This is a genomic window from Glutamicibacter sp. JC586 (assembly GCF_009805585.1).
Lineage (GTDB): Bacteria > Actinomycetota > Actinomycetes > Actinomycetales > Micrococcaceae > Glutamicibacter.
This window is the reverse complement of sequence record NZ_VHIN01000006.1, coordinates 1-18,560: the sequence shown is the minus strand read 5'-3', so window position 1 is coordinate 18,560 and position 18,560 is coordinate 1. Positions and strand designations below refer to the sequence as shown.

20 protein-coding genes are annotated in these 18,560 nt (G+C 58.8%); 15 read left to right on the top strand and 5 right to left on the bottom strand.

Annotated elements, in window-relative coordinates:
• Positions 1-10 precede the first annotated feature (10 nt).
• Positions 11-646 carry a YitT family protein gene (locus tag FJV47_RS06020; protein WP_235026369.1) on the bottom strand — a complete coding sequence of 212 codons (636 nt, stop codon included), beginning with the start codon at positions 644-646 and terminating at the stop codon, positions 11-13.
• 61 nt (positions 647-707) lie between these two features.
• Here FJV47_RS06020 and FJV47_RS06015 point away from each other — a divergent pair, with 61 nt between their 5' ends.
• Positions 708-2,108: a PLP-dependent aminotransferase family protein gene (locus FJV47_RS06015; RefSeq protein ID WP_159611034.1), complete on the top strand. Its 1,401-nt coding sequence runs from the start codon at positions 708-710 to the stop codon at positions 2,106-2,108.
• 163 nt (positions 2,109-2,271) lie between these two features.
• Here the strand turns inward: FJV47_RS06015 and FJV47_RS06010 are convergent, their stop codons facing one another.
• Positions 2,272-2,478: a hypothetical protein gene (locus FJV47_RS06010; protein ID WP_159611032.1), complete on the bottom strand. Its 207-nt coding sequence runs from the start codon at positions 2,476-2,478 to the stop codon at positions 2,272-2,274.
• A gap of 9 nt (positions 2,479-2,487) precedes the next feature.
• A complete protein-coding gene (locus FJV47_RS06005) occupies positions 2,488-3,126 on the bottom strand; it encodes a pyroglutamyl-peptidase I (RefSeq protein WP_159611030.1) in 639 nt (212 codons plus the stop codon).
• 83 nt (positions 3,127-3,209) lie between these two features.
• Here FJV47_RS06005 and FJV47_RS06000 point away from each other — a divergent pair, with 83 nt between their 5' ends.
• Entirely contained in the window at positions 3,210-4,418 is a 1,209-nt protein-coding gene (locus FJV47_RS06000; protein WP_159611028.1) for a DNA recombination protein RmuC, read from the top strand.
• 126 nt (positions 4,419-4,544) lie between these two features.
• On the opposite strand, the gene FJV47_RS05995 is transcribed toward FJV47_RS06000, so the two are convergent.
• Positions 4,545-5,024, bottom strand: coding sequence for an inorganic diphosphatase (locus FJV47_RS05995; RefSeq protein ID WP_159611026.1), 480 nt, complete (start codon positions 5,022-5,024; stop codon positions 4,545-4,547).
• A 97-nt stretch (positions 5,025-5,121) separates the two neighbouring features.
• Between FJV47_RS05995 and dacB the strand changes: the two genes are divergently transcribed.
• From dacB to panC, 13 genes are all read left to right on the top strand, one after another.
• On the top strand, positions 5,122-6,486 hold the full coding sequence (gene dacB, locus FJV47_RS05990; protein WP_159611024.1) for a D-alanyl-D-alanine carboxypeptidase/D-alanyl-D-alanine-endopeptidase: 1,365 nt from the start codon (positions 5,122-5,124) through the stop codon (positions 6,484-6,486).
• Between the two features lie 17 nt (positions 6,487-6,503).
• Positions 6,504-7,424, top strand: a complete 921-nt coding sequence (locus FJV47_RS05985) for a zinc-dependent metalloprotease (RefSeq protein ID WP_159611022.1) — start codon at positions 6,504-6,506, stop codon at positions 7,422-7,424.
• Complete coding sequence (tilS, locus tag FJV47_RS05980) at positions 7,421-8,362, top strand: tRNA lysidine(34) synthetase TilS (protein ID WP_235026368.1); 942 nt, start codon at positions 7,421-7,423, stop codon at positions 8,360-8,362. The genes FJV47_RS05985 and tilS overlap by 4 nt, the downstream gene beginning before the upstream one ends.
• A gap of 49 nt (positions 8,363-8,411) precedes the next feature.
• Positions 8,412-8,963, top strand: a complete 552-nt coding sequence (gene hpt, locus FJV47_RS05975) for a hypoxanthine phosphoribosyltransferase (RefSeq protein WP_159611020.1) — start codon at positions 8,412-8,414, stop codon at positions 8,961-8,963.
• 107 nt (positions 8,964-9,070) lie between these two features.
• Positions 9,071-10,996: an ATP-dependent zinc metalloprotease FtsH gene (gene ftsH, locus FJV47_RS05970; RefSeq protein WP_159611018.1), complete on the top strand. Its 1,926-nt coding sequence runs from the start codon at positions 9,071-9,073 to the stop codon at positions 10,994-10,996.
• 9 nt (positions 10,997-11,005) lie between these two features.
• Positions 11,006-11,584, top strand: a complete 579-nt coding sequence (gene folE, locus FJV47_RS05965) for a GTP cyclohydrolase I FolE (RefSeq protein ID WP_159611016.1) — start codon at positions 11,006-11,008, stop codon at positions 11,582-11,584.
• 8 nt (positions 11,585-11,592) lie between these two features.
• Positions 11,593-12,495 carry a dihydropteroate synthase gene (folP, locus tag FJV47_RS05960; RefSeq protein ID WP_159611014.1) on the top strand — a complete coding sequence of 301 codons (903 nt, stop codon included), beginning with the start codon at positions 11,593-11,595 and terminating at the stop codon, positions 12,493-12,495.
• On the top strand, positions 12,482-13,315 hold the full coding sequence (gene folK / locus FJV47_RS05955; RefSeq protein ID WP_159611012.1) for a 2-amino-4-hydroxy-6-hydroxymethyldihydropteridine diphosphokinase: 834 nt from the start codon (positions 12,482-12,484) through the stop codon (positions 13,313-13,315). The genes folP and folK overlap by 14 nt, the downstream gene beginning before the upstream one ends.
• Complete coding sequence (locus FJV47_RS05950; protein WP_159611010.1) at positions 13,312-13,773, top strand: DUF3180 domain-containing protein; 462 nt, start codon at positions 13,312-13,314, stop codon at positions 13,771-13,773. The genes folK and FJV47_RS05950 overlap by 4 nt, the downstream gene beginning before the upstream one ends.
• A complete protein-coding gene (locus FJV47_RS05945; protein ID WP_159611008.1) occupies positions 13,742-14,239 on the top strand; it encodes a PH domain-containing protein in 498 nt (165 codons plus the stop codon). The genes FJV47_RS05950 and FJV47_RS05945 overlap by 32 nt, the downstream gene beginning before the upstream one ends.
• Positions 14,236-15,603, top strand: coding sequence for a PH domain-containing protein (locus FJV47_RS05940; RefSeq protein WP_159611006.1), 1,368 nt, complete (start codon positions 14,236-14,238; stop codon positions 15,601-15,603). Before FJV47_RS05945 ends, FJV47_RS05940 begins: the two co-directional genes overlap by 4 nt.
• 2 nt (positions 15,604-15,605) lie before the next feature.
• The gene (locus tag FJV47_RS05935) at positions 15,606-16,472 is read left to right on the top strand and encodes a Rossmann-like and DUF2520 domain-containing protein (protein ID WP_159611004.1); all 867 of its coding nucleotides are present in this window, start codon (positions 15,606-15,608) and stop codon (positions 16,470-16,472) included.
• Between the two features lie 4 nt (positions 16,473-16,476).
• Positions 16,477-17,349, top strand: a complete 873-nt coding sequence (gene panC, locus FJV47_RS05930) for a pantoate--beta-alanine ligase (RefSeq protein WP_159611002.1) — start codon at positions 16,477-16,479, stop codon at positions 17,347-17,349.
• A gap of 9 nt (positions 17,350-17,358) precedes the next feature.
• On the opposite strand, the gene FJV47_RS05925 is transcribed toward panC, so the two are convergent.
• Entirely contained in the window at positions 17,359-18,312 is a 954-nt protein-coding gene (locus FJV47_RS05925; protein ID WP_159611000.1) for a nitronate monooxygenase family protein, read from the bottom strand.
• Positions 18,313-18,560 lie beyond the last annotated feature (248 nt).

Sequence of the window (18,560 nt, the reverse complement as noted above, 5' to 3'; positions counted from 1 at the left end):
CACGTTGACCTTAGCGCTCTTGTGGCAAGCGCACACTGGTTCGCGCAACAAAGAGCTGCGTCGCCGGTCCGATGAGTACAGCATAGGCCACCGTACCCAGACCCACCGGGCCGCCGAGCAGCCAGCCGATGCCCAGTACCGAGAGTTCCAGAGCGGTGCGGATCAGCCGCAACGAAAGCCCAGTACGCAGGTGCAGTCCGGTCATTAGGCCATCGCGCGGGCCGGGGCCGAAATGGCTTCCGATGTAGAGGGCTCCACCCAAGCCGTTGATGAGGATTGCGACCACGAGGGTGAGGATCTGCCAGCTCAGACCGTTGATTTCGGGCAGGAAGAGCAGAAAGAAATCGAGTGCGACACCCAGGTACAGTGTGTTGGCGATGGTGCCCAGCCCCGGCCATTGGCGTAACGGGATCCAGGCGAGCAAGACCAACGCGCCAACAAAGATGATGATGGTGCCCAACGACAAGGGCACATGGTTGGCGATGCCTAGGTGCAATACATCCCATGGATCCACGCCCAGCTGCGCTCGAATGATCATGGCCATCGCCAATGCGTAGAGTGACAGGCCGGCAAAGAGGTTGAAGAATCGCAAAGGCAACCGCCCGCTGGCGAGCTGTTGGCGCGGAGTCAGATTAGTGATGGTCATGAATAAAATAATCCGGTAAATTGGCCACGTAAAAAATAGCCAATTTTGAAGAGGTGGACTTATGGGCCGCGTCACAGGTGCTGCGCTCGCCGGAATGCTCGGGGCAGTCGACACTTCTCAACCTGCATACCGATGGCTTTTTGAAACGCTGCGCTCGCTCATAGCCAATGGCCGCATCCTGCACGGCTCGGTACTGCCCAGCGAACGCGAAGTCGTGGCTCGACTGGGGCTGAGCCGCACCACCATTTCACGTGCCTACGCAGAACTTCGCGATAGCGGCTACGCCAGTTCCCGCCAAGGCTCGGGAACAGTCGCCCAGATTCCCGGAGGGCCGGTTGCCGGCGGAGCAGAGCCACTGCCGCTCGGCGGTTTCGGGCCAATGCCTGGAAGCACCGCGCTAGATCTGACCTGCGCGGCGCCCAATGCCCCGACCGGAATGCTCGGAGAATTCCAAGTCGCGTTGGAGCAGCTTCCGCGTTATGCGGCCACAATGGGCTACTACCCGTTGGGCCTCGAGCCGTTAAGGCTGGCCCTCGCCGATTACTACACGCGCAAGGGTCTTCCCACCGGTCCGGATCAGATCATTGTCACCTCAGGTGCGCTATCCTCGGTGGCAGCCGCAGGACGCGCGGTCATGGGTCGCGGGCAGAGCGTGCTGGCTGAATCCCCGACCTACCCCAATTCCTTGCTTGCGCTCAAGGCGCATGGCGCTCGCACCGCAGCGGTGCCCATCGGTCCGGACGGTTCCGATATGGAGCAGATCGCCTCGGCTCTTCACACGGTGTCCCCGACAGTGATGCTGTGCCTGCCCGACTTCCACAACCCCGTGGGAACCTTGCTGGATGACGCAAGGCGAGAACGCTGGGCGGCAGAACTGGACCGGGCGGGAACCGTCGGCATCATCGATGAAACCTGCGCCGAGCTGTGGCTTGATACTGAGCCGGACGTTTTGCCGATGGCGGCCTTTTCCAAGAACCTGGTCACCGTGGGCAGTGCCAGCAAATCGCACTGGGGCGGATTGCGCCTTGGCTGGATTCGAACGCCACGGCATCTCTCGGGTGCCATCGCCCGCTCGCGCATGAGCATGGATCTCGGGGCGCCCGTGCTGGAGCAATTGGTGCTGGCCAACCTGCTGAATGCAGGCGCTAGCCTCGCACAGAGTGCCCGGGAGGGATTGCGGGACAACCGAGACTGGATGATCGCTGAACTGCAGCGGTTGCTGCCGGAATGGAAGCCCAATAAGCCTGCAGGCGGCCTGAGCCTGTGGTGCCAACTGCCGCAGCCACGTTCCAGCGCGCTGGCTCGACAGCTCAAATCAGTGTTGCTGGCGCCGGGATCCACCTTCGCCGTGGAAGGCCACGGCTTGGAGCATTATCTGCGTTTGCCATTTGCCCAGGACCGAGCCGATCTTGAACAGGCGCTTCCGGCTATTGCCGAGGCGTGGCACAAGGTGGCTGCGTGAGATTGAACTGATCCTTGGACGTGATGGGGCAATCCGTGGACTAATCCAACCAAGCGGCCAATGCCCCAGAGGTGATAAGTGCGAAGGTGCCAACAAACAAGACACCGATGATGACTGAGAATAGTACGAGCCAGCGAGTTTCAGGTTTATTCATTCTTTAGACCTAGCTTTCGCGGTTGGTGAATTTCCGAATTGCCTGGCCGGCAGCGTAGCAAATGCCAAGCCCTGGAATGCATAAAGTCCCCACCAGTACGATCAGCATGTACGCCGAACGGCACTGGACGTAGCGCCAGCACACGTAGATGACCCCGGTGGCCCAAAGAAGCAGTACGGATACTTCAAAGGGGTCTAGAGCAAGAGCGTTGTCCATGTCAGTAGTCTATTTCGTTTGGTCGGCAAGGGACGCTAGGACCACGGTCAGTGCTTCGGCAAGCTCGGGGAGAGTGCAGCCAGTCCGAGGCTGCGCCTTAAGCGCAGCTTCACGGTTGTCCGTCTCGGCGCCCACCGTGGCCTTCTGGCCGGCAGGTCGAAGCGCGGGAACATGGATGAACAGCGCCGGTACTTTCTGCCCATAGGCGAGGTATGCGATGCGGTTGCAAACAAATTTGCCCGCGTCTTCGGATAGGTAAGCGCCGTGGCCCGCCTGATGCAATGCCCGGAGGATCATTTCTGGATCCAAGGTCGCGGGGCGGTAGTCTTCGCCGCCACGAACGATGCTCTGTTTCACCGGCTGGGCGCCATCATTATCAGGGATGCGGGCATCGTCCACGTTGGCGCCTTGGACTTCCAGGCTGATTTCATCTCGCCCGCCAGCCTCTCCGACGCAGATCAAAGCATCGGGCTGGTGATCCTGCAGCAAAGCTGCCAGAACTTCGCCAGAGCGCTGGAAGGATACCGGCAAGATCGCCTTGGTGATTTGATGGCCATCGGCTTTGTCGGGAACCAGCCGCACGGCCTCGCCACTCGCGTTGAACTGGTCGTTGCCGAAAGGCTCGAAGCCGGTCACCAAAAGATGCATGAGCCCATTATGTCCCTAAACTGTCGGTGCGTGTTGATAGAGCTTGGGTATAGGTCCAATTGAAAGCCACTGGATAGGTGCTCATGGTTATCGCGGTTTTAATCCTCGTCATCCTCAATATTCTCGCAACGGCATGTATTGCTTTGCTGCTGATTCGACGCACCCAGGGCAATGATGCTGGCCAGATCCGGGAGTCGGTGCGGTCCGCCAATTCAGAGCTTCGGCAGGAGCTGGGAACCCAGCGCAATGAACTGCGCCAGGGCATGGGAGAAGTGCGCTCCGAGATTGATGCGAAGCTCAGCGCCATGAGCGAATCCAATGCCAACCGGCACATCCAGATCCAGCATCTGCTGCAGCAGGAAATGGAAAAGCTGCGCGCGGGCAATGAAGCAAAGCTGGAAAAGATGCGCGAAACCGTGGACGAGAAGTTGCAGGGAACCCTCGAGAAGCGCTTGGGCGAATCATTCGAGTTGGTCAGCAAGCGCCTGGAAATGGTCCAGCAGGGATTGGGAGAAATGCAATCGCTGGCCCAGGATGTCGGCGGGCTCAAGCGCGTGCTTACCAATGTGAAAAGCCGCGGCTCCTGGGGCGAAGTGCAGCTCTCGCGCCAGTTGGAAGACATCCTCACCGCTGATCAATACGAGCAGAATGTTGTAGTCGTTCCGGGAAGCCGCGAAGTGGTGGAATTCGCGGTGATCTTGCCCGGACGCGAGGCCGGCACCATCTACCTGCCTATCGACTCCAAGCTCCCGCAAGAAGATTATGAGCGCCTGCTCGATGCCCAGGAATCCGGGGAAAAGGCTGCCATTGACGCAGCGGCCAAGGCCCTGGACCGCGCGATTATCGAGCAGGCCAAACTGATCTCCAGCAAATATATCGCCCCGCCCTACAGCACCGATTTCGCGATCATGTACCTGCCCACCGAAGGGCTCTTCGCCGAAGTCGTGCGCAGCCCCGGCCTGGCCAGCAAACTGCAAACAGAGCATCGGGTGCTCGTCACCGGTCCAACAACCCTGATGAGTCTGCTCAACTCGCTGCAGATGGGCTTCCGCACCCTGGCCATCGAGAAGCGCAGCAGCGAAGTATGGCAGGTGCTCTCCGCTGCCAAGGAAGAATTCCGCAAATACGGGGACGTCTGGGACAAGCTGGGCAAGCAACTGGCCACCGCGCAGAACACAGTTCGTGATGCCGGTACGCGCACGCGGGCCGTGGAACGCAGGCTCAAGGATGTCCAGACCTTGGAAGTCACGCCCCAAGAAGATGTCCTGAGCGGATTGCTTCCCGAAGCCTAGAAACGGTTCTTGCGCCGGTCATGCTCAATGCGTGGGAAGTCCGGGTCTTCCAGGAAGACCCCGAAAGCTGACAATGGCGGTGACCCGCAGGGGGGTCACCGCCATTGTCAGCTCAAGTCTTGGAGACTAGGCCTTGAAACGCTCGATGGAGCGAGCCAGCTCGGCCTCGGCAGCCTCGCGGCCTTCCCAGCCCTCAGCCTTAACCCACTTGCCTGGTTCTAGGTCCTTGTAGCGGGTGAAGAAGTGCTCGATCTCCTTGATCAACCATTCGTCGATGTCCTCAAGCTCCTTGATGTGGTCAAAGCGCTTGTCGGTAGGAACACACAGCAACTTGGCATCTCCGCCGCCATCGTCGGTCATGTTGAAGACGCCAATTGGGCGAGCTTCAACAACAACACCTGGGATCAGGTCTACGCCTGGGATGAAGACCATGGCGTCCAGAGGATCGCCATCTTCGCCCAGAGTATCGTCGAAGTAGCCGTAGTGGGTTGGGTACTGCATCGAGGTGAACAGCACGCGATCCAAACGCAGGCGGTGGGTCTCGTGGTCGATCTCGTACTTGACGCGTGATCCGGTAGGGATCTCGATGGTCACGTCATGGCTCATGAAAAGCACGCTCCTAAACTAGTCTTAGGGTTATCCGAATATAAGGGTATCGCCCCGAAGGGCACCTTCGATAAAACTTCGAGAGGAATGTAACCATATGAACACTGCCGCCCGACGCGCGATTACGCTGGGGGTGGCCGTGCTGGCCGTAATTGTCATGGTTGTGGCCATGGTTTTGGCCCCTCGATTTTTTACTGGAGAACCCGAAGCGTTTTATACGCCAGCGAGTGCTCAAAGCGCTGAGCAAGAGCCGGTGACCGTCTCGGACCTTGATTCAAACGCCCCTGAACCAGATCCTGCAGCGCTCACCGCACAACTAGATAAGATCCTGGCCGACAAGTCAGACGGTACTAAGTTCAATGCGCAAGTCGTTGACGTTGCCAGCCAAAAAGTTCTTTATGACCGAAACGCTGATGCCAAGGGCGCACCGGCTTCCAGCCTGAAGGTCATGACTGCACTGGCCGCGCTAGACACCTTGGGCGGCGACAGCCAGCTATCTACTTCCGTATTCCTAGACGGCAATACTCTCGTCTTACGAGGCGGGGGAGATGTTCTTCTGGGTGACGGCAAATCTGACCCAAGCCAAGCCAAGGGTTACGCCGGATTAGCAACTCTGGCAGAACAGACTGCAAAAGAACTCAAATCCCGTGGGATCAGTGAAGTCTCACTGTGGCTTGACGACTCTCTGTTCGGCGATGCCCACAATAATTCGGCGTGGGATAAGTCGTTGTTCACCTCTAACAACATTGCGCAGGTGTACCCGATTGCGCATTACGCCGGGCGCGCAGGTTTTAGTACCGATACGCCGTATCAGTCAGATGCCGCAGAACAAGTGCGCAAAGTTTTTGCCAAAGCTCTTGGCGCATCGATCAAAGTTAACGAGGGCGGTCGCGGAACGCACGACGGTGGTGAACAGATTGCTGAAGTGAAGTCAGCTCCACTGCGACAGATTATTAAGCACATGCTCTTGGTCTCGGATAACTACATTGCCGAAAGCATGGGTCGTCTAGTCGCGATCAAGCGCGGAATCGAACCAGCGCAAAACGGCCAAGCAGTAGCCGACGTTGCAGCGGAACATGGCGCCGAAGGTGCCGAACTGCTCGATACTAGTGGACTCGCGGCAGGGAATAAGGTTTCCCCAGCTACGTTGACCGCAGTACTACGTGCCGCGGCAACCAGCCCAAAACCAGAACTTCGCGAACTGTTGTATTCGTTGCCGGTTGCCGGATACAGCGGAACCTTGATGCAACGTTTGGGACAGGACACTACGCTGGGATTGGTTCATGCCAAGACCGGTTCATTGACTGGGGTCGCAACACTTACCGGAATGACTACCACCCAAGACGGGCGACTACTCGTCTTCTCAATTTTTGCCCACCAATCCAACGGAACACTCGCACCTCATAAGCCGACCATCGACTCAGCCGTCGCCGCTATCCGCGGTTGTGGCTGCCAGAGCTGAAGGAGCAGGAAAAGCACATGAAGCAACTTGTTGATTGGAAACTTGCGGCCAGCGCCGCTAAAACTCTGATGCCTGCCGGCCCCAAAATTATCAAACAGGATGCCGCACGCATCGTTGAGGAACTACGGATTGCCGCGGGTGAGGGACTGGTAGAAGCCGAGAAGATCTCCAAACTTGTCTCCAGCGCACCTTCACAGACGTTGGTCGTGGACCGCGCCGGTTGGGCTAAGGCGGTAAGCCAAAACTTCGCAGCGATGCTTCCTGCCGAGTTGGATGTCCCGGCCGTGGTGCCAGCTGTAGCAGGTGCCGAGCTCGGGGCGGTACTCTCAGTCTTGGGTACCCGCGTACTTGGCCAATTTGACCCATTTGTTGGCCCTCGTTTGCTACTCAACGCTCCAACCATTACACAGATCCGCGGCGAGCTGAATCTAAATGCCAGAGATTTTTATCTGTGGATAGCTACCCATGAGCAGACGCACCGACTGCAGTTTGAGCAAGCGCCGTGGATTCCTGAAGTGATGAAATCTATCCTTGCTCAGGCCTTTGAGCCCATGGATGGTCAAAATTCTGTCAGCCAAATTGGTGAGCGACTCAAATCAATGAAGTCAGAGGTCAGCGAGCTGACTAGCATCATGTCGGTACTTGAAGGTCACGCCATGGTGGTGATGAACGATGTCACCTCCATCCGCAGCATCAAGACCATCCGTCGTCGTTTCGAGGCGCGAGGCGAGAATCGTTCAGTGTGGGCCACGTTGTTAGGCAAGCTCTTGGGCATGGATGAAAAGGCTCTGCAATATAAGCGCGGAGCAAAGTTTGTGCGACACATTGTTGATGAAATCGGTTACGAAGGATTCAACGAGATCTTTACTGCCCGCGAGCTCTTCCCCAACGCCGAAGAACTGGACCACCCAGAACGTTGGCTGGCTCGCACCCGATGAACCAAGCTTTTCATGACGCCCGCAACGCTATTGCCCAGGAAAGCGGGCCGGGGCTGACCCTGATTGGGGTCTCCGGCGGCGCGGATTCGATGGCTCTAGCCATCGTGGCTTCGTCTTTGCCTTCAGCTTTTGGCGCGGTGATTGTGGATCATGGTTTGCAACCGAATAGTGCGCAGGTTGCTCACGAGGCAGCCGAGCGGTGTCGCGGGCTCGGACTGGATCCGGTGGTGATTCGCAAGGTATCCACCGCTGGGGATGAAGCTTCGGCTCGTGCGGCACGGTACGAACAGTTCGAATGGGCGCTAGCCCACCACCAAACTGAAACCTTGCTCTTGGCGCATACCCGCGATGATCAAGCCGAGCAGGTTCTTCTAGGTCTGCTGCGAGGTTCGGGTACACGCTCTTTAGCTGGGATACCACCTGCTCGCGGTCCCTACCGTCGACCGTTACTTGAGTTGACCCGAGCACAGACCGAAAAGATCTGCCACGACGCCGGGATTCAGTATTGGGAAGATCCGAGTAACGCAGATACCAGGTACCGCCGGAACCTGATCAGGCATCGGATCTTGCCTTATTTGAATTCCGAACTCGGTGAGCATGTACCCGAAGCGTTGGCTCGCACAGCTTCCTTGGCTGCCGCCGATGCCGATGCGTTGGATCTGTGGGCACAACGAGCCAAGAACGAGCACGGACTGAATCTTCTTGAACTCGCCAAGCTACCGGTGGCGATAGCGTCTCGAGTGTTACGCCTAGCCGCCATCGAATCCGGCGCAAAAAATGTGGGCCATGAGCGAACACAGGCCCTTTGCGCGCTGGCCGGAATCGGCGTCGGGAAGTCCAAATCTGCTGGTCCGGTGCAACTGGACGGAAAAATCAGTGCCTTTAGGCAGCGTTCGGTGATCGTTTTCACGAATACCGGCTCAACAACAGTTCACTAAATGTGGCACTCTAGGTAAGTACCACACCTCTAGAATCAGGAGAACCCTCGTGGATTCCACTGCAGTCAAAGCCGATCTGGCGCATGTTCTGTACACCAAGGAAGAAATTCAGGAACGCGTGGCCGAGCTCGCCGCGCAGATCGACAAGGATTACGAGGGTCGCGACATTCTCGTCGTGGGTGTGCTCAAGGGCGCTGTGATGATCATGGCTGACCTGGTTCGCGCTCTGAACTCACACCTGACCATGGATTGGATGGCAGTGTCCTCCTACGGTTCGGGAACCCAGTCCTCTGGCGTGGTACGCATCCTCAAGGACCTGGACTCGGATCTGATGGGCAAGCACGTGTTGATTGTTGAAGACATCATCGACTCCGGCCTGACCCTGTCCTGGCTGAAGTCCAACCTTGAATCCCGTGGCCCGGCCTCGGTAGAAATCTGCACCCTGCTGCGCAAGCCTGAGGCTGCCAAGGTAGAGATCGATGTGAAGTACGTCGGCATGGACATTCCTAATGAATTTGTTGTGGGCTACGGCCTAGACTTCGCGGAAAAGTACCGCAACCTAGACTGCGTGGGCACCTTGGCTCCGCATATCTACGAGTAGGGAACTTTTTTCGCCATTAGGGCGTTGAGAAGTATCGAAGGTGGCGTGACCCGGACGCCTGAGTAGTGCGTGAGGGGGATGCGTGAGGCGCGGGGCCTCGCGGATCAATGAAAACGAAGAAGCTTTTTAACAGCTGGATCATTTGGGTTTTGCTCGGCGTGATCGCCGTGGCACTGTTCTTGCCGATGGTCTTTGGCAATAATTCTGCCAAGGTAGACACCTCGGTAGGTTTGTCGCAGCTAACCAGCGGCAACGTCACCGAAGCCAAAATGTTTGATGGAGACCAGCGAGTCGACCTGAAACTGCGTGATTCCCTCAAGGTGGATGGCGTAGACAAGGGCAAATCGGTGAGCTTCTACTACTCCAGCGCGCGTGCCGAGCAGGTAGTGAACGCCATCAACAAGGCAGAGCCTGGTAAGTTCACCGATCAGCCAGTGGAAAGCAACTGGTTGCTCTCGATGCTCGGCGTGATCGTTCCGTTCTTGCTGATTGCCGGTATTTTCTGGTTCATCCTCGCCCGCTCCCAGGGCGGTGGCTCCAAGGTCATGCAGTTCGGCAAGTCCAAGGCCAAACTGATCACCAAGGACATGCCACAGGTGACCTTCAAGGATGTCGCCGGTGCCGATGAGGCCGTGGAAGAACTCCACGAAATCAAGGAATTCCTACAGGAGCCAGCGAAGTTCCAAGCAGTGGGCGCAAAGATCCCTAAGGGTGTGCTGCTTTACGGTCCTCCAGGTACCGGTAAGACCCTGCTGGCCAAGGCTGTTGCCGGTGAAGCCCAGGTGCCGTTCTACTCGATCTCCGGTTCTGACTTCGTTGAAATGTTCGTCGGTGTCGGTGCTTCCCGCGTGCGTGACCTGTTTGAGCAGGCCAAGAACAATTCCCCTGCGATCATCTTTGTTGATGAGATTGACGCCGTGGGTCGTCACCGTGGCGCCGGAATCGGTGGCGGTAACGATGAGCGCGAGCAGACACTGAACCAGTTGCTGGTGGAGATGGACGGATTCGACGCCACCACCAACGTCATCCTGATCGCGGCTACCAACCGTCCCGATGTCTTGGACCCAGCCTTGCTGCGCCCGGGTCGTTTTGACCGTCAGATTCCGGTAGAAGCGCCGGATCTGAAGGGCCGCGAGCAGATTCTGGAAGTCCACGTTAAAGGCAAGCCAATGGATGCCACCGTGGATCTGAACGCCGTTGCCAAGAAGACCCCAGGCTACACCGGTGCCGACTTGGCCAACGTGCTCAACGAGGCTGCCCTGCTCACCGCCCGCTCCAACGCCAACCTGATTGACGACCGCGCGCTGGATGAGGCAATTGACCGTGTGATGGCTGGCCCGCAGAAGCGCACCCGTCTGATGGATGAGCACGAACGTAAGGTCACCGCGTACCACGAGGGTGGACACGCCCTGGTAGCTGCAGCGATGAACCAGACCGCACCGGTCACCAAGATTACGATCTTGCCTCGTGGTCGCGCCTTGGGTTACACCATGGTGGTTCCAGAGTCCGATAAGTACTCGGTGACCCGCAACGAGCTGCTGGATCAAATGGCCTACGCCATGGGTGGTCGTGTGGCAGAGGAAATCGTCTTCCACGATCCTTCCACCGGAGCCTCGAATGATATCGAGAAAGCTACCGACACCGCCCGCAAGATGGTCACCGAATACGGTATGAGTGAAAAGGTCGGCGCGGTACGCCTGGCTAGTTCCGCCGCGGAACAGCAGATGGGTACCGCCTCACGAGAGTACTCGGACGAAATGGCTCACCTGGTGGACCAGGAAGTGCGTGAGCTGATCGAACAGGCACACAACGACGCCTACCAGGCCCTGATGCGAAACCGTCACGTGCTGGACCGTCTTGCCCTTGCCCTGCTGGAGCATGAGACGCTGAACCAGAAGGAAATCGCGGAGATCTTTGCCGACCTGCAAAAGCGCGAAATCCGTGATGTGTGGCTGAGCAATGAAGGTCGCCCAGTGCACACAGATGGCCCGGTGTTAAGCCCCAAGGAGCGCGCAGCTTCCTCGACCGACTAGGATCGAAACGTGAGTGAACAACAACAGATCGATCAGCCGCGGATCGCGGCAGCCGTCCGCGAGATTCTGGAAGCCATTGGCGAAGATCCAGATCGCGACGGCCTGGTAGATACCCCTAAGCGGGTAGCCAAGGCCTACGCGGAATTTTTCGCTGGTTTACACCAGGACGCGGCAGACCACCTGTCCACCACCTTCGACATCGAACATGACGAGATGGTGCTGGTTAAGGACATCCCGTTCTATTCGACCTGTGAGCATCACCTAGTGCCGTTCTACGGTTCGGCGCACATCGGTTACATCCCGGGCAAGGGCGGCAAGGTCACTGGCCTGTCCAAACTGGCCCGCCTAGTCGAGGTTTACGCCCGTCGCCCACAGGTTCAGGAACGTTTGACCACGCAGATCGTAGATTCGCTCGTGGAGCACCTGAACCCGGCTGGAGCGATCGTTGTCATCGAATGTGAGCACATGTGCATGTCGATGCGCGGGGTGCAAAAACCCGGAGCGAAGACCGTGACCAGTGCGGTGCGTGGACAGTTGCGGGAAACCGCCACCCGTGCCGAAGCCATGAGCCTGATCCTCGGAAAGTAGGAAATCCTTTGTCCCTTGGAGCCATCCCGGGCACCGGCCCGAACACCAGTCCATTGCCCGTGATCCGCAAGTCCAAGGTTAAGACCATGGCGGATCTGCCCACCGACCGCACCTTGGTGATGGGTATCCTAAACGTCACCGAAGACTCCTTCTCCGACGGGGGAGCGTACCTTTCTCTCGATGCGGCCATCGATCAGGGTCTGAAGCTGTTGTACTCGGGCGCGGACATTATCGATGTGGGTGGCGAGTCCACCCGCCCCGGAGCCAAGGATGTTGACCCGGAACTGGAGCAGTCACGGATCATTCCGGTGATCGGGGCTTTGGTGAAGGCCGGAGCGGTGATTTCGGTGGACACCATGCACGTGTCCACCGCCCGTGCAGCCATCGAGGCCGGTGCGCACATCATCAACGACGTTTCCGGGCTGACCTATGAGCCGGGCATGCCCGAGCTGATTGCAGAAACCGGCGTACCCTATGTGCTGATGCACCGCCGTGGCACCGCGCAGTCGATGGTGGCCGAGGCCAACTATCAAGACGTTGTGCGCGAAGTGGTGAGCGAACTGCGCACCCTACGTGATGAGTTTGTGGCCAAGGGTGTTGCACCGGAAAAGATCATCATCGATCCGGGGTTGGGCTTCGCCAAAGACGCGGAACACAACTGGGCGCTACTATCCAACGTCGCTGCCATTGAAGAGCTAGGACACCAGGTGCTGATCGGCACCAGCCGCAAGCGCTTCCTCGGTGAACTACTCGCCGAGGCCGGCACCAGCCGTAAGCCGTTGGAACGCGATGCTGCCACCATAGCCACCACCGTACTGGCCGCCAAAGATCAGGTTTGGGCGGTGCGCGTTCATGACGTGATCGGTAGCCGTGACGCCATCGAAGTCGTGAAGGCCTATGGATCGCATTAGCATTTACGGCATTTCTGCCACCGGCTATCACGGGGTTTTTGACCACGAAAAACGTGATGGGCAGAAGTTCATTATCGACGTGGTGCTGCACGTGGACATCACCCGCGCCGCGGCCAGCGACAATGTTCTGGACACCGTGCACTACGGCGAGGTCAGCGAACTGGTAGTTGCGCAGATCCAGGCCGGACCGTGGGATCTGATCGAGAAGCTGGGCAGCGAAATCGCCGACGCCATCCTCGCCGCCTACCCTACGGTGCTTGAAGTGGACGTGGTGGTGCATAAGCCACAAGCCCCCATCCCGGTGCCCTTCACCGATGTCACCATCTCGCTAACCCGTAAGCAGAAGCAGCACACCGCGATCATTGCGCTGGGCGCCAACCTGGGTGACCCGCAGGCCACCTTGGCGCAGGCGCTCCAAGACTTGGGTGAAGAGCTGGAAATCCTCAAGACTTCGCCGTTGGCTATTACCAAGCCGGTCGGTGGCCCACCCGATCAGCCCGATTACACCAATCAAGTCATTCAAGTGCACACCCGGTTATCCGCCCATGAACTGCTGGATCTATGCCAGCAGATCGAAGCCAAACACCACCGCACCCGCGAGGTACGTTGGGAAGCGCGCACCCTGGATTTGGACCTGATCACCTTTGACCAACTGCGCTTGAACGATGAACGCTTGACGTTGCCGCATCCGCGGGCAGCTATCCGCGGTTTTGTGTTGGCTCCGTGGAGCTGGATGGATCCCGACGCGGTGCTTGGGGGACAGCTCGTCGCCCGCCTGGCCGCGCAAGCTGCTGATACCAAGGACATCATCCGGCTATGAGCAAGCTGAAGCTGCGTTGGATTATCTTGTGTGCCGTGATCGGTGCCGCCGCGGGATGGCTGACCTTGCGCTTATTTACCAGCGCTGGCCGCTATGCCCCGGTGCTGGACTACTCTGCGCTATTCTCCCTGGGTGCGGTGTGTGCGGTGGTTCTTTTTCTGGGCATCAGGGTTAAACGATCCTCAATGGGTAAAGCCCATTTTGAGCCGATCGCTGCCGCTCGGACCTTGGTCTTGGCCCAAGCCTCGGCGTATGCCGGCGCAGTGATCACCGGATGGCATGTGCCTTCGCTGTTGACGCTGTGGCTGGCCAATGGCCAAAGCCCCACATTCACCCGCGCCCTAGTTTTAGCTGGTGCCGGGATCTTGATGGTGATCGTCGGCTATATTGTTCAGCACCTATGCAAGCTACCCCCGGAGGATACCGATGACAACAACGAATCCGTGGTCACCGAATAGTTTCACCCCGGCGGACCCCGCCTACTTTAAAGTCAAGCTCATCACCTTTTCTATCACCTGGGGACTGATTTTTCTGGCCAGTTTGGTCCCGGGAATACTCTTCGTCGCCTCGGTGGACACACCGCTATGGCTGGTGATCATCCCACCGGTACTGGTGGTGGTGATCGCCCTGCTGATTTTGCGCATCCTGCGCCGACAAGTTTTAGCACTTGGCTATCTAGAACGCGAAGAAGACTTTGTGGTTCGCTCCGGGGTGATGTGGCGCAAACAGCTGGTCATCCCCTACGGTCGCATGCAATATGTGGAGGTCAACAGCGGTCCGCTGGAGCGTCGCTACGGCCTGTGCCAGCTCACGCTGAATACCGCAGGCGCCGGGGCCACCGCCCACGTCTACGGCCTACCTCAAGCCCAAGGCCAAGAACTGCGTGAACGTCTGGTGGCTGCCGGCGAAGAGAAAATGCTGTGAACCAGGTAGCCCACTGGCAGCGGGTCCACCCCGCCAGCCCCTTTGTGCACGGTTGGATAGCCATCGTTGGTCTGCTCTGGATCTACTGGCAAAACACCGACGAGCTCTCCTTCGCCGAACGCTTCGCCGGTCAACGACTTTTCTGGACCGTAGTCCTTGCCGGTGCAGCCCTACTGCTGGTGCTCTTCTTCTATTTCCTGTCCTGGTACTTCACTCGCTACAAGCTCACCGACACCCACGTCTACGTCAACGCGGGCATGCTCTTTCGTAGCCAGAAGCAGGCGCGGATCGATAAGGTGCAGGCCATCGACATCGCCCAACCGCTGGTGGCCAGGCTTCTTGGTTTAGCCGAGCTGCGCTTCGACGTGGCCGATTCCTCCGAGTCGGTGCTGCGCCTATCCTTCCTGAAAAAGGCCGACACCCACGATCTGCGCCAGCTCATTTTGCAACGGGCCCAAGGCGAGCAGCCAGTCGAAAATCCTGCCCAGCAGCCCGCAGAACCCGCAACCCTGAATCCGCTGGGCGAGCAACACGCAGGCAGTGCACCGCTGATGGCCAAGGTTCCCGCAGGCCGGCTGCTGGCTTCGCTATTCCTTCAGCTTCCGGTGGTGATCGGCGCTCTGGGCTGTGCAACCATGGTGATCTTGTGGCTCACCGGCATTAACGGCATCATCGCCGGTGTGCTACCGATCCTGCTGACCTTTGGCAGCTACTTTTACAAGCAGCTGAACCAGGGTTGGAACTTCACCGCCAGCGCCACCGATTCGGGTCTGCGCATCAGCTACGGTCTGGCTGATACCCGCCAGCACTCCATCCCCGCCGGCCGGGTCCAAGCCATCTCGGTCACCGCGCCGCTACTCTGGCGACTTCTGGGCTGGTACAAGGTGGAAGTGAACGTGCTGGGCACCAAAAGCGAGGACCTGGATAACCTCCAGGTGCTTCCGGTCGGCGACTTTGAGTCCCTGTCCCGCATTATGGGGATCTTATTGCCCGATCTGGGCGTACCCAACCAGCGCGAGGTCCTGGCCACCGCGGTGAAAACGGGTACCGATTATGGCTTCACCGCCTCGCCTGACCGGGCAAAATTGCTCTCCCCGGGAGCGTGGAAGCACCAAGGCTTTTTGGTCACGCAGTCCACCGTGATCTCCCGCTACGGCTGGTTGGCCCGCACCGCCAATTTTGTTCCGCACCATCGCATCCAAGGCACGGAGTTTAGGCAGGGGCCATGGGAGCAACGGCGTGAATTGGCCGGGGTTCGCCTGCACTGCGCCGGCGGAAGTATCATCGGATACCTGCACCAGGTTGATGCGCAGATCGCAGCAGAATTTACCCTGGCACAAGCCAAGCGCCAGGTTGGAAGGTAGAAGTGGACGCACCACGTTTAGGAATCGGCATCATCTCCGCCGGCAAAGTCGGCACCGTTTTGGCTGCCGCCTTGGCCGCCAGCGGTCACCGAATCACCGGCATCCACGCGGTGTCCCAAGCCTCGCAAGATCGGGCCGCTGCGCTACTGCCCGGCGTTGAACTATTGGACCCTGCCGAGATTCTGCGCCGCAGCGAACTAGTACTTTTTGCGGTGCCCGATGATGTGCTCGGCGAGCTTGTGGCCGGGCTGGCCGCCGCCGGCCATATTCAGCCCGGGCAGCTGATCGCACACACCGCTGGACGCTACGGAACCTCGATCTTGTCCCCGGCCCTAGAACTTGGCGCGTTTGGCCTGGCCATTCACCCGGCGATGACCTTTACCGGCACCAGTATGGATCTGACCCGACTGACCGACTGCGTATTTGCGGTGACCGCCGATGAAATCATGCTGCCAGTCGCTCAAGCCCTGGTGGTAGAGATGCGTGCCGAGCCGGTAGTGATCGCCGAGGCGGACCGTGCCAGCTACCACGCGGCCCTGGCCCATGCAGCTAATCACCTCAATACCATCACCGCACAGTCCGCGGATATTTTGCGCCGCATCGGCGTTGAAGACCCGGCCAATACCCTGCGCGCACTGATGGGTGCCAGCCTGGATAACGCCCTGCGTTCGGGCGCCGGGGCGTTGACCGGCCCGGTGGCCCGAGGCGACATCGGCACCGTGTCCGCGCACCTCACGGCCCTTGCCCAGGACCCTGCAGAAACCAACAATTCCTACCGGTCCCTGTCGCGTGCTACTGCCTTGCGGGCGGCCGATCGGGGGCTAATCTCACAGGGCACCCTTGAGGAACTGTTGCGAGTTCTAGAATAGAGGGGTGAAAACCCCAAAAATTTGCAAAACCCGTGCCGAGCTGAAGGCAGCTATTGCCGAAGCTAACCCGGAGTCCCTGGGCTTCGTCCCCACCATGGGCGCCCTGCATGAAGGCCACGGTTCCCTCTTTAGCGTCGCTCGAGAAGAAAACGAGCTGGTGGTCATCTCGATCTTCGTCAACGAACTGCAGTTCAACGACGCCGGCGACTACTCCCGCTACCCGCGCCAACTGGATGCGGACGTTCAACTGGCAGCACAGGCCGGGGTCGACATTATCTTTGCCCCAGCACCTGTTGAGGTCTACCAGGCGGGCCTACCGTTGATCCGTCTGAGCTCCGGGCGTATGGGCGAACTCTATGAGGGCGCCTCACGCCCCGGTCACTTTGATGGCATGCTGGCCGTAGTCGCCAAACTGTTGCATCTGGCCGACCCGCGTCAGGGTCAATACCGCGCGTATTTTGGTCAGAAGGATGCCCAGCAGGTGGTGCTGATTCGCCGTATGGTTGCCGACCTGGACTACCCGGTCCAGCTGCGATCGGTGCCGATCGTGCGCAGCGAGAAGGGTTTGGCCCTCTCCAGCCGCAACGCACTGCTCAGCGCAGAAGAGAAGGAAGCGGCCCTGGTACTGCACCGTGCCATTAGCCTGATCGCCGATCGAGCCGCCCGCAACGAGCCACTGAACGTGGAGGATGCCGTTGGCATGTTCCAGATGGAACCATTAGTTGAGCTGGACTACTTCACGGTGGTTGATCCCAACACCCTAGAAGAGCTGGCCTTCAACTGTCAGGACACCCCGTTCACCGGCCAGGGCCTGATCCTCGTGGCTGCCACGGTAGGCAAGGTGCGGCTGATTGATAACCAGCCGATCGGCGATTAGGGCCTGCCCCTAGCTGAACCGGCCGGCGGCTTCTCTCAGGATCTGGCGGAAGCCGGCCAGCTCGGTCACCACCTGCGCCGCGGAAGTTTCCGCTCGGACAAATTCCACTGCCTGTCCGGCATAGACCGGGGCTATCTGTTCGCGTGCCTGAGCGCGAGCTTGCACCATCTCTTCGCGCAAGTCCGACGTCGCTTCCCAGGACGACAAATCCTGATGCGCATCGCTGAACTCATTGCGCAGCGCGCGACCACCAAACTCTGCTGGCCAGGCAAGCTGTTGGGCGATGTCGAAAGCGCGGGTGTAGACGGTCTGATCCATCCCGGCCGCTCTGGCTGCCTTCTTGAAATTCTCGTGACCCAGTGACTCGGTTGCGGACAAAAATCGCGTTCCTACCCACGCGGCCTGGGCGCCGGCAGCCAACACCGCAGCCATACCGTGAGCAGTTCCGATACCGCCGGCAGCAACGACCGGTTTCACTTGTTGCGCGGTGGCCAGTTGCAGTAGGGGTAGTGTGCCTACCTCATTGCGACCGTGTCCGCCGCCTTCGCCGCCACGAACAACGATGATGTCGATGTCGTCCTGCATAGACCGTTCTAGCTCTGCGGCGTTGCCTACCTGCATGGCAGTGAGTACCCCGGCCTCATGCGCTAGGGCAGCACCGCGGGTCACGTCGCCAAAGCTTAGGGATACAAGCGCCGGCGAATATTCGAGGAAGTTCTCCAAGGGCGCGAGATCCTGCTCTAGGGACCAAGCCATGAATCCGACGCCCCAGGGCGTATCCAGCTCGGCAACGTGCGATACCTGTTCTTCGATCCACGTTTTTTGGGGCGAACCCGATACCCCGATCATTCCGACTCCGCCGGCGGCAGACACCGCAGCGGCCAAAGCGCCACCTGCGGCTCCTGCCATGGGGGCGTTGAAGATTGGTTCACGGTAGCCAAGCAGTCTTTGTAGGTCATTCATGTGCCCAGACTAGAACAGCAATTTGAATGTGACCTAGAACGCGGCTCCTCGATTTGTAACATCACGGAAACCTCTGTATAGTTTTTATCTGTTGCCGGAACGGAAACAACACGGAATATACGAGTTGTTTACCCGGTAGCCAATCACTTTTCACCGAAGAGTTTCGACCAGTTTTGACTGGATCACGAAGCATGGTAGGCTAGAAAAGTTGCTCCGGAGCGAAGCAGTCACTGAGAAATGGTGGTTGT